The organism is Neoaquamicrobium sediminum, from assembly GCF_013240295.1.
GTDB classification, from domain to species: Bacteria; Pseudomonadota; Alphaproteobacteria; order Rhizobiales; family Rhizobiaceae; genus Aerobium; species Aerobium sediminum.
The window spans coordinates 90,035-104,622 of the sequence record NZ_JABETK010000001.1 but is presented as its reverse complement, the minus strand read 5'-3'; the positions used below and the strand labels follow the sequence as shown (position 1 = coordinate 104,622).

Below are 14,588 nucleotides of genomic sequence, written 5' to 3'. Positions count from 1 at the left end.
GGATACGAGATGAAACTCGAAACCATTGCAGCTTCGGAGACGGTCGGCGACTTCATCGCCCGCTATCTCGCCGAGATCGGCGTCACCACGGTTTTCGGCGTGATCTCGATCCACAACATGCCGATCCTCGACGCCATCGCCCGCCAGGACCGCATCCGTTTCGTGCCGTCGCGCGGCGAGGCGGGCGCGATGAACATGGCAGATGCCTATGCGCGCGTTTCCGGTGAGCTGGGCGTCTGCCTGACGTCCACCGGCACGGCTGCCGGCAATGCCGCCGGCGCACAGGCCGAGGCACTGACCGCTGGTTCACCGGTGCTGCACATCACCACGCAGGTCGATCTCGAATTCGCCGACCGCGACCGCGCGGCAATCCACGATGTGCCGCGCCAGCCCGAAATGCTGCGTGGCGTCTCCAAGGCGGTGTTCCGCATGTGGGATGCCAACGGCGCCATCGGCGTGCTGACCGCCGCCGTCTCGGCTGCTCTTTCCGCCCCGACGGGGCCGGTGAGCCTGGAGATCCCGGTCGACGTGCAGCGCAAGCCTGCCCGTTCCACCGAACGCATCCACCGCCCGCAGCCCACGCGCCCGGTAGCACCCGATACCGTCATCGACGAGATCGCGGAGATGGTGAAGGCGTCCAGGCGTCCCTTGCTGTGGCTCGGCGGCGGCGCGGTCGGCGCGTCGCGCGAGGCGACCGAGTTGATGCGGCGCGGCTTCGGCGTGGTCACGTCGACCAACGGCCGCGCTACCGTTTCGGAGGCTGAGCCCGCGACGCTCGGCGCCTTCAACATGACGCCGGAGGCGGTCGAGCTCTACAAGAGCTGCGACCTGATGATCGTCGTCGGCTCGCGCCTGCGTGGCAACGAGACCCGCAACAACAAGTTGCCGCTGCCGCGACCGCTGGTGCAGATCGATGCCGATGCGGCTCAGGGCGGGCGCAACTATCCCGTCGAGGTGTTCGCGCACGGCGATGCCGCCGACACGCTATCGCGCCTGCTCGAAAGGCTGCCCGATACGCTGGATACGGACACGAATCTGTCCTTCGACATCGCCCGCACGCGGGCTCAGGCCGAAGGCAGGATGCGCGATGTCCTTGGGCCATATCGTGTCGTCGCCGATACCTTGGCTGACCGCATCTTCGCCGGCGGCCATCCGTGGGTGCGCGATGTCACCATCTCGAACTCGACCTTCGGCAATCGCTATGTCCGCATCGCGGGACCCAATCTCGGCGTTCATGCGCTGGGCGGCGGCATCGGGCAGGGCGTGGCCATGGGCGTCGGCGCCGCACTTGGATCGAAAGGGGCGAAGGCGGTCACGCTGCTGGGCGACGGCGGCACGATGCTGGGCCTTGCCGAGATGATCACCGCCGTCGAAGAGAACGCGCCGCTGGTGTACCTGCTGATGAACGACAAGGCCTACGGCGTGATCCAGAACATCCAGGATGCGCAATATGGCAACCGCCGGCACTATTCGGCGCTCGCGACCCCCGACTTTGCTGCCTTCTGCGGCTCGATCGGCATGCCACACACGCTGGTGCGCGACGTTGCGGATTTCCCCGCGCTCCTCGACGAGGCGCTGGCCGCTGAAGGCCCGCGCCTGATCGAGATCGACATGTGTACGATCGGGCCGTTCAACGAAGCGTTCGCCGGGCCTCCCGCCGGCGCAGCCGGAAACGGTGGGTGAGCCGATGCGGCTGGGACTGATCGGCTTCGGCAACATCGCCGTCACGCTGCTCGGCCAGTTGGCCGGCATGCCCGACGCGCCGCTTGAGCGGCTGACGGTGCTGTGCCTGCCCGATTCCGCCGACGAAGCATCAGCGCGGCTGGCGGGCGAGTTTGCGGGCGCTGCGCGCGAAACCGCAGTCGTCACCGATGTTCAGGCGTTGCTCGCAGACCGGCCGGACATGGTGGTCGAATGCGCGGGGCACGCCGCAGTCGTGGCGCATGTGCCGCCTGTCCTTCGAGCGGGAACGGACGTGGTGATCGTTTCGATCGGCGCGCTCGCAGACGCCCCTCTAGAACTGGAACTGCGCACGGCTGCGGCCGAAGGCAAGGCACGACTGATCCTGCCGGCGGGCGCGGTCGGCGGCATCGACCTTCTCGCGGCAATAGGAAAGGCCGGTGGTCTCGAGGTGCGTTATCGCGGCTCGAAGCCGCCACTCGCCTGGAGCGGAACGCCGGCCGAAGCCCTGATCAATCTCGGCGCGTTGCGGGAACCCAAAACGTTCTTTACCGGCACTGCGCGCGAGGCGGCGCGCGCCTACCCGAAGAACGCCAATGTCGCCGCAACGCTGGCGCTCGCCGGCGCCGGCTTCGAAGCAACGCATGTCGAACTGATTGCTGACCCCGCCGCGCCCGGCAACGTGCATGAATACTCAGTCGTCTCGCCGCTGGCGAAGTACACGATGCGTATCGAGAACCTTCCGTCCGCAGCCAACGCCAAGACGTCCGTGTCCACGGTCTACAGCGTGCTGCGGGAAATCCGCAACCGCATCGGCCCCGTGTCGATCTGAGGTGGAGCCAGAGATGATAGAACTTCCGCAGAACAAGCTTTTCGTCGGCGGCGAATGGGAAGAGGGCACAGGCGCCGAGATCGTCTCGATCTTCCCTGCTGACGGCAGCGTCAACAGGGTTTTGCGCGGTGCATCGGTTGCAGACGGTGAGCGCTCGATCGAACGCGCGAAGCGGGCACAGGCCGATCCGGCATGGCGCAATCTCAAGCCGCATGAGCGCGCGCGCTTTCTCTATGCGATTGCCGACGGCATCGAGGCCAATGCGCAGCGCATCGCCCATATCCAGAGCCGCGATACCGGCAAGACCTTGCGCGAAACGAGCGCGCTCGCCGCTTCCGCCGCAGGCACCTTCCGCTATTTCGGCGCGGTGCTCGAAACCTCGGACGAAGCGCTGACGGCGCAGCGCGGCGACGCCCTGACCATGTCCGTGCACGAGCCATTGGGTCTGGTGGGCGCAATCACGCCGTGGAACTCGCCCATCGCATCCGATGCGCAGAAGGCCGCGCCAGCGCTTGCCGCAGGCAATGCCGTGCTGCTGAAACCCGCCTCGTGGTCGCCGCTCGTCTCCCTGGAACTGGCTCGCATCGTCGAGGCATCCGGCCTGCCGAAGGGATTGTTCTCCGTCCTGCCTGGGTCCGGCCGCGAGATTGGCAATCTTCTGGTCGAGCACCCGGACATCGCCAAGATCAGCTTCACCGGCGGCACAGAGACCGGCAGGGCGCTTGCGCTGAAGGCCGCGCAGAAGCTGATGCCGGTGTCGCTGGAACTCGGCGGCAAGTCGCCCACGATCGTCTTTGCCGATGCCGATATCGAGCAGGCGCTGGCCGGCGTGCTGTTCGGCATCTTTTCGTCGACGGGGCAGAGCTGCATCGCCGGCGCCCGCCTGTTCGTCGAACGGCCGATCTACACGCAGTTCGTCGAGCGGCTGGTGGAAGCGACGAAGCGGCTCAAGGTCGGGCATCCTTTCGAGGCCGATACACAGGTCGCGCCGCTGGTCCACTTCGACCATCGCGACAGCGTCGCCGACCATGTGCGGCGCGCGCGGGAAGAAGGTGCGGAGCTTCTCGCGGGCGGTGGCGCGCCCGAGGGCACGGCCTACGAGAAGGGCGCCTATTATCTTCCCACGATCCTTGCCGGTGTCGATAACGGGGCACGCATCTGTCGCGAAGAAGTGTTCGGGCCTGTCCTCGTGGTGCTGCCTTTCGATGACGAGGCGGACGTGATCCCGCAGTCGAACGACAACGACTACGGGCTCGCCTGCGGTATCTGGACACGGGACTTCCCGAAGAGCTGGCGGGTCGGCAAGGCCATCCGGTCGGGCACTGTCTGGGTCAATACCTACAAGCAGTTCTCTATCTCGACTCCCTTCGGCGGCGAAAAGGAAAGCGGCATGGGCCGCGAGAAGGGTCGCGACGGCATCAGGGCCTATATGGCTCAGAAATCATTCTACACCGACCTGTCCGGCGCGCCGCATCCCTGGGCTGCGGCGACGGTGCGCGCATCATGAGCCGCGCGGTCGCCATCGTCGGCTCCGGACCGTCCGGCTGCTATCTGGCGCAGGCGCTGCTGAAGGCTGACCCGCAATTGCGCGTCGATATACTGGACCGGCTGCCCGTGCCCTACGGGCTGGTGCGCTACGGCGTCGCCGCGGATCATCAGGGCACGAAGGCCGTCATCCGGCAGTTCGAGCGCCTGTTCGAGCGGCAGGGCGCGTGCTTCGTCGGCAATGTGGTTGTCGGCGAGGACGTCACCCTCGACGAACTGCGCCAGGCCTACGACGCCGTGGTGCTTGCAGCCGGATTGTCCGGAGACCGGGCGCTCGGCATTCCGGGCGAGCATCTGGAGGGCGTGCATCGCGCCGGCTACCTGACGCGCGCGCTCTACGAGCATCCCGACGCTGAGCCGCTGCCGCAACTCGGACGGCATGTCGTCATCATGGGCAACGGCAACGTCGCCATCGACCTCCTGCGCCTGCTAGCCAAGACGCCGGGCGAGCTTGCCGGTTCCGACCTCGGCCCCGTGCCGACCGATTGGCTGGCGGGCTCGGGGGTCGAAACCATCGACATCATCGGACGATCGCCGGCCGCTGACGCGAAGTTCGATGCCGTGATGATCAAGGAGCTGGCCAAGCTCGAGGGCGTCACGATCGAGGTGGTCGGCGCCGGTGTGAGCGACGACGACGAAGGCGCGAAGAAGATCGCAGCGCTGGACGCGATACACGGCCACAAAACCGGAAGCCGTCGCGTCACCTTTCGCTTCGGCCTGACGCCTGTCAGGCTGGAAGGCAAGGACGGACGTGTCGGCGAAGCGGTGTTCCAAGACGCCAATGGTGGTACGATGTCTCTGCCATGCAGCGCTTTCATCACGGCCATCGGGTTCGAGGCGGCAGCAGGCCTGCCGCGCGACGAGCTGGTCGGCTGTGCGGCCGAACTTGAGCTGGGCGTGCTTGCCGACGGGCTTTACGCAACCGGCTGGTTCCGGCGCGGCCCGCGCGGCACCATCCCAGATAATCGCGCAGATGCGCAGCTTCTTGCAGCGCGCATACTGGCCGACCTTGAAGCTTCGGATACCGGGCTTGAAAAGCCCGGCCGTCACGCCTTTCCGCAATGGACGGCGGCCGTCTGCTACGACGACTGGAAGCGCATCGATGCGGCGGAGACGGCATCGCCGCCGCAGGACCGCTGCCGCGTCAAGATTCCCTCGCGCGAAGCCATGCTGGCGCTTGCCCGCCAAACGAAGGAGCCCGACCTATGAAGATCATGCTGCTTTACGGCACCGAGACAGGCAATGCCGAGATGCTGGCCGAGGACATCATGGCCGAACTGGAAGGCGAGCACGAGGTGGAGTGTCGCAACCTGTCGGATTTCGGCCCGGCCGAATTCGATGCACGGCGTCTCCACATGATCGTCTGTTCGACCTATGGCGACGGAGAGCTGCCGGCATCCGCCCAGCCCTTCGCCGAAGCCTTGAAGGCCGCAGCCCCCAGCCTGTCCGATATTCATTTCGCCATCTTCGGCCTCGGCGACAGCGAATATGAAGAGACGTTCAATTTCGGCAGCAAGGGGCTGGCGGAACTGCTTGTGAGCTACGGTGCGGTGCAGGTCGGCGAGCGCGTCACGCATGACGCCTCCGGCAGCGACATGGCCGAGGATCTGGCGTTTCCATGGGCTGCAGGTATCGTCGCGCTGGCGGAGCAGAAGATCGGCGAGGCCGTCTGAGATGAAACCGGCGGAGATACGCGACCTGATCGCGGTGCCGTGGCGCCACGGGGACTGCGTCGATTTGACAGGCGTCGTCTGCGAAGGCGCGCTTGACCTTGCCGGCCTTGATTTGACAGGCTTCGATCTCAGCGGGGCTACTTTCCCGGAAGGTATCAACGCAACCGGCGCGCGCTTTCTGGGCGTTAGCTGGTTCAGCGGAGCGCGCTTCGGCGGCAAGGCGACTTTCGAGCGTGCGGTGTTCGCCAACGATGCGCGTTTCGAACGCGCGCAGTTCGGCGAAACGGTGCTTTTCGACGAGGCGGAACTCCGCGGGATCGTGCGGCTCGATGAAGCGCGCATTGCGGGCGACGCCAGCTTCGAGCGCATTTCCTGCTACGGCAATTTCTCGCTTCAGGGCGTCGAGATTAGTGGACGGGCATCCTTCAGCGGTGCCGAGTGGCTCGGCGGGCTCTGGTGCCAGGACGCCCGACTGCCGGCAGCCACCGACTTCTCCGACACGCAGGTGCATGGCCGTTTGTGGCTGCGTCGCGCGGTTGCCGGCAATGCGCCGCTGCCGGACAGCGCCTTCGCGCTGTCCTACGGCTATACCTACATCTGATCGGCCGACCAGCCGCGATAGCCCAGCGCTTCCGACATGCTGCGCGCGGCGGCCTTCAATTCCTGCTCGATCCGTTCGACGTTCGCACCGTCGTCCGCGAAGACGCTGGCATGGCCGGTGACGTTGATCGCGCCGACGGCGCGGGCCTGATGATCGTGGACTGCGACGGCGGCCGATCCGATTTCGGGTTCGAAGTTGGCGACGCTCCAAGCCATGCCGCGCGAGCGGTCCGTGCGAAGCTGTTCCTCGAGGTCGGCGAGCGACGTGCGTGTCTTCGCCGTAAACGATTCCATCGCCTGCCCGGCATAGAGCGATTTCAGCGCTGCGGGTGACAGCTCGGAGAGCAGGATGCGCCCGATGGTGGTCGCGTGCGCGGGCAGGCGGGTTCCCTCGCGCACCGTGCTGGCAAGGTGGGAGTTCGGTGTCTCGCGGGCGAGATAGACGATCTCCCGGCCTTCGAGCACGCCGAGATGGGCCGACAGGTTGAGCGAATCGACGAGCTGTTTCAGGAAAGGCCGCGCGACCTGCAGGATGCTGCGCTCGTTGAGCGCCTCGGACGCGAGTGCGATCAGCCCCGTACCGAGTCGATAGCCGCCCTCGTCGGGCAGCGGCTCCAAAATGCCCTCTACCTCCAGCGTCGAAAGCAGGCGAATGAGCGTGGTGCGGTTGATGTTCAGCGCTTTTGCGGCGCTGCTGGTGTTGCGGCAGCGATTGCCTGCTGCGATGTAACGCAGGAGCGCAATTGCCCTGGTAACCGGCGGAACGACGTAGAGCGACCGCCCCGCTTCCTGCTGTTCTGTCTCTGCCATGTCGATCCCTAGACTGCTGCACATATATGCGCAGTTTAGTCATATGTGAACAGTCGGGGGATTGATAGGCGGGGGCTCTCTCGTCCCCACCCCGCCAACTTAACGCTGCTGGGCGCGTCCGCCCAGCCCTACCAACGTCGTGCTTGTCGTCCGCTCACGATCCGCGGGTGGCCAATAGCGCGTTCGCCGCTTTCAACGCAGCCAGCAATTCGCCGGCGCCTTCGGCGACCGCGTCCGCGCCCGCTGCGCGAAGGACCTTTGCACGCTCCGGCCGCGGGTCGGCGGGATCGACGAAGCCGATCGCGATCATGCCGGCGGCGACGGCCGCCTCGACGCCATGGGGGCTGTCGTCAATCATCACGCAAAGCGACGGATCGACGTCGAACTCCTGCGCACAGTGCAGCATCAGGTCGGGCGCGGGCTTCGGTCTTGCCACCGCCTCGGCGCTGAAGATGGCTGGCTTGAAATGATCCCAGAGTTCCAGATGGCCGAGGCTCTGTTCCAGCCGGCGCATGCTGCTGTTGGATGCGACGCATTTCGGGCGTTGAAGATCGCTCACCACCTCCAGGATGCCAGGCATAGCCGTCAGACGTTCTCCAAAGGTCCGGAACAGCGTCTCGTGCCACGACGACATCAGCGGCTCGATGTCGGTGATGCCGTAATCGTCCTCGATCATGCGCCGGATAGTCGAGACCGAATTGCCGGTGAATTTGACGTGCGATTCCGAAGCCGAGATCTCGACGCCTGCGCCGCGCAGGCTTTCCGCAAGCGTGCTGCTTGCGATGGGCTCGCTGTCGATCAGCACGCCGTCGCAGTCGAAGATGACGAGGGCGATGTTCTGCAGCGGGTCGCGTTCCGCCACAATGGCGGCAGTCTGAAATGGCATGTTGTGCAAGTCTTTATGCTCCGCGCAGGGCGACGGCCAGATCGGGGCGGTCGGTGGTGATCTGGCGGATCGGCTTTCCGAGCCAGTATGCGATGTCGGCTTCGTCGTTCGGCACCCAGGCGCCGAGCCTGTCGCCCGGCACCAGATCGACGATCGTGTCCCAGTTCTGGTCGAGGACGTGCCGCTCGATGGCGATGATGTCCGACAGGTCGAGCATCCGGCGAAGCCCTTCGGTCAGGCCGTAGCGCTCGACCGACTTCGCGTCGAACGAGGACAGCGTTCGAATGTGCGGTGCAACCTCGCGGATCGTCGCCAGCACTTCGGGCAGGAAGCTCGTCATGATCGAGCGAGCTGCCATGCCGCGATCATCGAGCAACGCCGCCGCCTTGGCCTCAAGGCCGGGATAGGGGTTTCGCTCGTGGTCGGCCTTCAACTCCACATGCAGTTCGATTGCGCTGCCGGCGAACACATCGAGGACTTCGTCCAGCGTCGGTATCGTGCCACCACTGTCCTTCAGCCTGACCTTGTGATTTTCGCCAAGGCCGAGCTCGACGACCGGTCCGCTTCGTTCCGTCGTCCGGTCGAGTGTCGGATCGTGGATCACGAGCATCTCGCCCGCCTTCGTCAGATGGACGTCGAACTCGACACCTTCGACGGGCAGTTCCAGCAGTTTGCGGAAGCCTTCGATGCTGTTTTCAGGCCAGAGATTGCGGCCACCGCGGTGACCGATGATGGAGACCATATGCGTCAATTTCCTTTGTTGGGGGATGTCACTTGCCTGAATCGACCAGGCCCTTCGTGAACCAGCGCTGCATCAGCAGGATGATGACGGCCGGCGGCAGCATGACGAAGAAGGCCGCGCTCATGGCTATGTTCCAGGCCGGTTCAGCATCCGAGACTGGAACCAGATGCTTCAGGCCCAGGATCGCCGTCTGCATCTCGGCATCGGTGGTGAAGAGGAGCGGCCAGAGATACTGGTTCCAGCCGTAGATGAAGAGGATGATCGACAGCGCGGCAATGTTGGCGCGCGACAGAGGCAGCAGGATATCGAGGAAGAACTTCACTGGCCCAGCGCCATCCAGCCTCGCTGCCTCGCACAGCTCCTCCGGCACCGTCAGGAAGAACTGGCGAAACAGAAAGGTCGCCGATGCGGATGCGATCAAAGGCAGGATCAGGCCGCTATAGGTGTTGACCATGTTCCATTGCAGCGCCGCCTCGAGCTGGTAGCCGGTGACGCTGCCGACAAGCCATGAGATACCGGTGATGTCGGCGAACCAGCGTAGCGGCCCTGCTGCGTCGGCTACCGCCTCGTAGGTCGGTATGATGCGCACCTCGACCGGCAACATCAGCGAGACGAAGATGAGCCAGAACGCAGTCATCCTGAAGGGAAACCGGAAATAGGTGATCGCGAATGCCGCGATCAGCGAGATCGTGAGTTTGCCGACAACGATGCCGACGGTCACGATCAGGGAGTTAATGTAGAGCCGCGAGAAATTGCCCTGGTTCCAGGCCGTGGCGATGTTGTCGAGGAAGTGCGTGCCCGGCACCCAGGGAAACGGTGTCTGCTGCACTTCCTGCAATGTCAGCGAGCCGGCGACGAAGGCGAAGTAAAGCGGCAGACACACGGCTGCCGCGCCGAGCAGCAGCACGGCGTGGCAGAAGATCGTCAGCCCGAGATTGCGCTCGATCATGGTTACACCTGATAGTTTACCCGGCGCTCGAGCGCGCGGAACTGGAGGACGGTGAAGAGGATCGCGATGATCATCAGGATCACCGACTGGGCGGCCGAGGAACCGAGGTTGAGCTGGACGAAACCGTCCTGGTAGACCTTGTAGACGAGCGTGTTGGTTGCACCCGCCGGACCGCCTCGCGTCACCGCGTCTATGATGCCGAAGGTCTCGAACAGTCCGTAGACCACGTTCATGACCATCAGGAAGAAGATGGTCGGCGTCACCAGCGGCAGTGAAATCGTGAAGAAGCGCCTGACCGGTCGTGCGCCGTCGAGCTTTGCAGCTTCCAGCAGCGACTGCGGCACGGCGAGCAAAGCGGCGACGAGGAAGATGTAGTCGTAGCAGATGTGTTTCCACACCGACGCCACGATCACCAGAAGCTGCGCGTCGAACGGGCGGCGGTTCGGATCCCACGGAATACCGAGCGACTGGATGAACTGCGCCAGAGGACCGACCGCCGGGTTGAACAGGAACGCCCACAGCACGCCGGAGATCACCGGGGCGATCGCATAAGGCATCAGGATGACGCTCTTGTAGAGGCCGCGGCCGCGGATCACGAAATCGGTGGCGAATGCAAAGAGCAGTGCCAGAGCGATGGTCACAACGGCCTGGATCACAGTGAACCAGAGCGTGAAGAACACGCTTTGCCTGTAGTCCGGGCTTCCCAGAAGTTGCGCGAAATTGGCGAACCCGACGAAGATTTCCCGAGCACCGAACGGGTCGACCTGCACGAAGGCGAGCGAAAGCGCTTTGTAGGATGGAATGAAGAAGAAAAAGAGCAGGATCAGCAGTTGAGGGGCGAGCAGCGCCGCCGCAAGGCCTGGCTTGCTGAAATGCGCGGTCTTGAGCCCGGCTTCCGAGGTCTTCGGCAGCAGGCGGCTGAGCGCGATGCCGATCGCGAGTGGGGGCGCGTGTCCGCGCCCCCAATGCCCGCTGTCGCGTTACTGCGAGGCATGGAGCCTCTCATACTGGCGCAGGATTTCATTGCCGCGGCGCGCGGCGTTGTCGAGCGCTTCCTGGGCCGTCTTCTGGCCGGTCCACACGCCCTGGATCTCTTCGACGAGAAGCTGCATGGACTGGTTGTGGTTGCCGAAACGGAAGCCGCGCGAATTCTCGGTCGGCTCGCCGCGGCTGAGTTGCAGGATGGCGATCTCGCGGGTCGGGTTTTCCTTGAAGTAACCCTCCGACTTCAGGGCGTTATAGGCCGTCGTGGTCACGGGAACATAGCCGGTCTGCTTGCTCCACCAAACCTGCGTTTCGGGCGAGGCGACGAAGTCGATGAAGGCTGCTGCACCTGCATATTCCTCGTCGCTCTTGCCCTGCAGCACCCACAGCGCACCGCCTCCGATCGTGCTGTTCTTCGGTTCAACACCCTCCTCATGCGGCAGGAAGGTCGCGCTCCAGTCGAATTGCGCGCCCGAACCGATGCCCGCATGCGCGGCGGTCGAGGCGACGTAGGTCGCGCAGGTGCCTGAGGTGAAGAGCTGCTCCGGCGAGAGGCCCTGGCCCGCGATCTGGAGGACCTCGTCGTCCATCCACTTCGACAGCCGCTCGAGTTGGCCCACGACCAGCGGGCTCTTGTTGAACACGAACTCCGTGCCAAGTCCGTCGAAGCCGTTGGCGAGCGTGCCGTAGGGCTGGTCGTGCAGCGCGGCGTAGTTCTCGATCAGGCTCCAGAAAAAGTCGTTGGCCAGCGCCATCGAGCATTCGCTGACGCCCTGCTCCTTGATGGCGTAGAGCTGCTTTTCGACTTCCTGCCAGGTCTCGCCGGGCGCGTCGAAGCCGGCTTCCTTGAACATGTCCCGATTGTACCAGAAGATCGGGGTCGAGCTGTTGAAGGGCAGGGCGGCCGGAACCCCATCGACGAGGAAGAAGCCCGAGACCGGCGCGATGAAGTCGTTCCAGTCGACGTCGTGGCCCTGCTCTTCCATCAGCGTCGGCACCGGAACGACGGCGCCCGAATTCAGCATCGTCATGAAGCCGCGTTCGGCTGCCTGGATGATCGTCGGCTGTTGGCCGACGCGATAGGCCGCGACCATCGCGGCCATGTTTTCTTCGTAGTTGCCCTTGTGGACCGCGACCACTTCGTACTGGTCCTGCGAACCGTTGAAATCCGTGACGAGCTTCTCGACTACCTCTCCGAGCCGGCCGCCGAGCGCGTGCCACCATTCCACCTTGACGCGCTCCTGCGCGGCTGCTGCGCCGGGCAATGCCAGCATGCCGAGCGCAATACCGGCTGCCAGCGTCTTCGCGAATTTGCGCGGCGCATTCTTGATACCAAAATCGATTGTCATCTGTGTCTCCTCTCGCATCGCCGTATTCCTTGCCCGTGTCTTTCCAGCACACGGGTGGGCCGCTTCCACGGCGGCGACAAAAAGAAGCTAGCGCCCACGGATTACAAATGTCAATATCATGTTACAAATGTATGACGCATTGCTAGGAGGAACTCATGGCCGCTATCGAACTGGTGGATCTGAAGAAGAATTACGGGACTGTCCCCGCGGTGAAGGGCATCGACCTTTCCGTCTCCGATGGCGAGATGATTGTGCTCGTCGGACCGTCAGGCTGTGGAAAATCAACCTTGCTGCGCATGATCGCGGGCCTCGAATCGGTCACGTCGGGGCACCTGCGGATCGCGGGCAAGGACGTCGGTTCGGTGGAGCCGGCCGACCGTGACATCGCCATGGTCTTCCAGAACTACGCGCTCTACCCGCACATGTCGGTGCGGCAGAATCTGGAATATGGCCTGAGGAACCGGGGCTTTCCGCGCCAGGACATCGCGCGCCGCGTTGCCGAAGCCGCAGCGATCCTCGAGATCGAGCCGTATCTGGAACGCCGGCCCCGGCAGCTTTCAGGCGGCCAACGCCAGCGCGTCGCGATGGGGCGGGCGATCGTCCGCAACCCGGCTGCCTTCCTGTTCGACGAGCCGCTCTCCAACCTTGATGCCAAGCTCCGGGTGCAGATGCGTGTCGAGATCCGCAAGCTGCAAAGCGGCTCGGCACCACGAGCATCTACGTCACGCACGACCAGCTCGAGGCGATGACGCTGGCCGACCGCCTCGTCGTCATGAATGGTGGCCGCATCGAGCAGATCGGCACGCCGATAGAGGTTTACGAGCGACCGCAGACGCTCTTTGTCGCCGGCTTCATCGGCTCGCCGCCGATGAGCCTGATCGACGTCGGGCAGGCCGATAATGTGGATTGGGGCGAACTGCCGCCGCAGACCGGCGTCGTCGGCGTGCGTCCGGATGCGGTTCGCATGGCGCCGATGACGGAAGGCATCGGTCTCTCTGGCGTGGTGGAACTGATCGAACCCATCGGTGGCGAGAGCCACGTGCACTTGTTGCTGAATGGCGGGCAGGCGTTGATCGCATCGGTGCCGGGCAAGGCCGGTGTCGCGGAAGGCGACCGCGTGAACTGGCATATCGACCGCGCCGACCTGCATTGTTTCGACAAGTCCACCGGGCGGCGAACCGACTAACCGGAAGAGGGCTTTCGCGGGAGGCTGCGATTGACAAGCGTCCCCCGTGAAGTCCTATACCGAAAGTCAATCAAGAAAGTGCATGAATGCTTGCAGACCAGCCCGCGCCGACCCCAGAAGAGCAGATGAATGTCCGGGTCGTCTGGATGTATTTCATGGAAGGGCGGACCCAGGGCGAAATCGCCGAAGCGCTTTCGACCAACCGGTTGAGGGTCAACCGCATCATCAGCGATGCCCGGCGCACGGGCTTGGTCACCATCAAGCTCAACTCCAGGCTGACCTCCTGCGTGGAACTGGAGCAGCACCTTGCCGAGAGCTTCGGTCTCCACCGCGCGATTATCGTTCCAACGCCGAACGATCCGGAACTCGTGCCAGTACTGCTTGGCCAGGCCGCTGCCGACTATGTCACCCAGCTTCTCGCCGCCGGCAAGATGAGCGGCATCGGCGTGGGGTGGGGCGCCACCTTGCGTGAGCTGGTTCGGCATATGCCGGCGATGCGCAGGCCCGAACTGTGCGTGAACTCGGTCATGGGGGACTGACGCGCGGCATCGAGATCAACACCTTCGATATCGCCAGCGATTTCGCGAGACAACTCAGCGCGACCTGCGCCTACCTCGCCGCCCCGATCTATGCCGGCAGTCCCGAATCGCGCGACGCGATCATGACGCAGGACGTGTTCCGCAGTGCCTTCGAGCGCATCGCGGCCAACGACATGATCATCCTGAGTGCAGGCGACCTTTCCGAGCGCTCCCTTCTGATGCGCTACGGTATGCCGAGCGATGTCGACATCGACGGCCTGCAGGCGGCAGGCGCGCAGGGCGACCTGCTTGGCCAATTCATCAACAGTGCCGGCAAGCCGGTCGACCACGAGATCAACCGTCGTGCCATCGCCCTGCCGCTCGAAGCCTTGCGCGACGTGCCCAACGTCGTCCTCAGCTCCGGCGGTCTGAACAAGGTCGGCGCCATCGCGGCGGCGCTGCGTTCGGGCCTTTGCAATGTTCTTGTCTGTGACGAGGATACGGCGCGCGCGGCCGCCGACCTGGCCGCTAAGTGGCGGACGCAAGAGGGCGACTGACGCCGTCCTTCCAAACGGAAATTTCCAGCGGGTAGGGACTTGCCCTGCGCACTATCGCCTGTTAAACGTTTAACAGTAAAACGTTTAACAGGTTGCTCGCGCTCTATGGAACGCAGGAGAGTCACGATCAAGGACGTCGCCGCCCGGGCAGGGGTTTCCATTGCCACGGTGTCGAATGTCTTCAGCGGCACCAAGCCGGTGACCGACGATCTGCGCCGCCGCGTGGAAAAGGCGGCGAGCGATCTGTCCTACCAGATGGACCGGGCCGCCTCGCAGC

The 14,588-nt window shown here is 64.3% G+C and carries 12 protein-coding genes and 3 pseudogenes; 9 read left to right on the top strand and 6 right to left on the bottom strand.

Translation table 11 applies throughout. The features are described from left to right. The first annotated feature begins 9 nt into the window (after nucleotides 1-9). The 6 genes from HK436_RS00560 to HK436_RS00535 are packed head-to-tail and all read left to right on the top strand — an operon-like array spanning nucleotide 10 to nucleotide 6,331. A complete protein-coding gene (locus tag HK436_RS00560) occupies nucleotides 10-1,683 on the top strand; it encodes a thiamine pyrophosphate-binding protein (protein WP_173186534.1) in 1,674 nt (557 codons plus the stop codon). Further along, on the top strand, nucleotides 1,676-2,512 hold the full coding sequence (locus HK436_RS00555) for an aspartate dehydrogenase (RefSeq protein WP_312860444.1): 837 nt from the start codon (nucleotides 1,676-1,678) through the stop codon (nucleotides 2,510-2,512). The genes HK436_RS00560 and HK436_RS00555 overlap by 8 nt, the downstream gene beginning before the upstream one ends. A 13-nt stretch (nucleotides 2,513-2,525) precedes the next feature. Further along, entirely contained in the window at nucleotides 2,526-4,019 is a 1,494-nt protein-coding gene (locus tag HK436_RS00550) for an aldehyde dehydrogenase (protein WP_173186532.1), read from the top strand. Beyond that, entirely contained in the window at nucleotides 4,016-5,266 is a 1,251-nt protein-coding gene (locus HK436_RS00545) for an FAD-dependent oxidoreductase (RefSeq protein ID WP_173186530.1), read from the top strand. Before HK436_RS00550 ends, HK436_RS00545 begins: the two co-directional genes overlap by 4 nt. Beyond that, nucleotides 5,263-5,730, top strand: coding sequence for a flavodoxin domain-containing protein (locus HK436_RS00540; protein ID WP_173186528.1), 468 nt, complete (start codon nucleotides 5,263-5,265; stop codon nucleotides 5,728-5,730). Before HK436_RS00545 ends, HK436_RS00540 begins: the two co-directional genes overlap by 4 nt. A 1-nt stretch (nucleotide 5,731) precedes the next feature. Beyond that, nucleotides 5,732-6,331 (top strand): pentapeptide repeat-containing protein, encoded by a 600-nt coding sequence (locus HK436_RS00535; protein WP_173186526.1) that lies wholly within the window; start codon nucleotides 5,732-5,734, stop codon nucleotides 6,329-6,331. Here HK436_RS00535 and HK436_RS00530 read toward each other — a convergent pair. The 6 genes from HK436_RS00530 to HK436_RS00505 form a co-directional block, all read right to left on the bottom strand. Beyond that, nucleotides 6,322-7,140 carry an IclR family transcriptional regulator gene (locus HK436_RS00530; protein WP_173186524.1) on the bottom strand — a complete coding sequence of 273 codons (819 nt, stop codon included), beginning with the start codon at nucleotides 7,138-7,140 and terminating at the stop codon, nucleotides 6,322-6,324. The two genes, HK436_RS00535 and HK436_RS00530, sit on opposite strands and share 10 nt — an antisense overlap. Nucleotides 7,141-7,294: 154 nt before the next feature. After that, complete coding sequence (locus HK436_RS00525; RefSeq protein WP_173186522.1) at nucleotides 7,295-8,026, bottom strand: HAD family hydrolase; 732 nt, start codon at nucleotides 8,024-8,026, stop codon at nucleotides 7,295-7,297. Between the two features lie 13 nt (nucleotides 8,027-8,039). Then, the gene (locus HK436_RS00520; protein WP_173186520.1) at nucleotides 8,040-8,768 is read right to left on the bottom strand and encodes a glycerophosphodiester phosphodiesterase family protein; all 729 of its coding nucleotides are present in this window, start codon (nucleotides 8,766-8,768) and stop codon (nucleotides 8,040-8,042) included. Between the two features lie 28 nt (nucleotides 8,769-8,796). Next, nucleotides 8,797-9,717, bottom strand: coding sequence for an ABC transporter permease subunit (locus HK436_RS00515; protein ID WP_173186519.1), 921 nt, complete (start codon nucleotides 9,715-9,717; stop codon nucleotides 8,797-8,799). A gap of 2 nt (nucleotides 9,718-9,719) precedes the next feature. Beyond that, nucleotides 9,720-10,652, bottom strand: coding sequence for an ABC transporter permease subunit (locus HK436_RS00510; RefSeq protein ID WP_376769145.1), 933 nt, complete (start codon nucleotides 10,650-10,652; stop codon nucleotides 9,720-9,722). A gap of 45 nt (nucleotides 10,653-10,697) precedes the next feature. Then, a complete protein-coding gene (locus HK436_RS00505) occupies nucleotides 10,698-12,050 on the bottom strand; it encodes an extracellular solute-binding protein (protein ID WP_173186517.1) in 1,353 nt (450 codons plus the stop codon). A 155-nt stretch (nucleotides 12,051-12,205) separates the two neighbouring features. Here HK436_RS00505 and ugpC point away from each other — a divergent pair. From ugpC to HK436_RS33325, 3 pseudogenes are all read left to right on the top strand, one after another. Next, a pseudogene (gene ugpC / locus HK436_RS00500) lies at nucleotides 12,206-13,236 on the top strand (sn-glycerol-3-phosphate ABC transporter ATP-binding protein UgpC). An 86-nt stretch (nucleotides 13,237-13,322) separates the two neighbouring features. Beyond that, nucleotides 13,323-14,311, top strand: a pseudogene (locus HK436_RS00495) (sugar-binding transcriptional regulator). Between the two features lie 105 nt (nucleotides 14,312-14,416). Then, a pseudogene (locus HK436_RS33325) lies at nucleotides 14,417-14,554 on the top strand (LacI family DNA-binding transcriptional regulator); the annotation flags it as partial. Nucleotides 14,555-14,588: the final 34 nt, after the last annotated feature.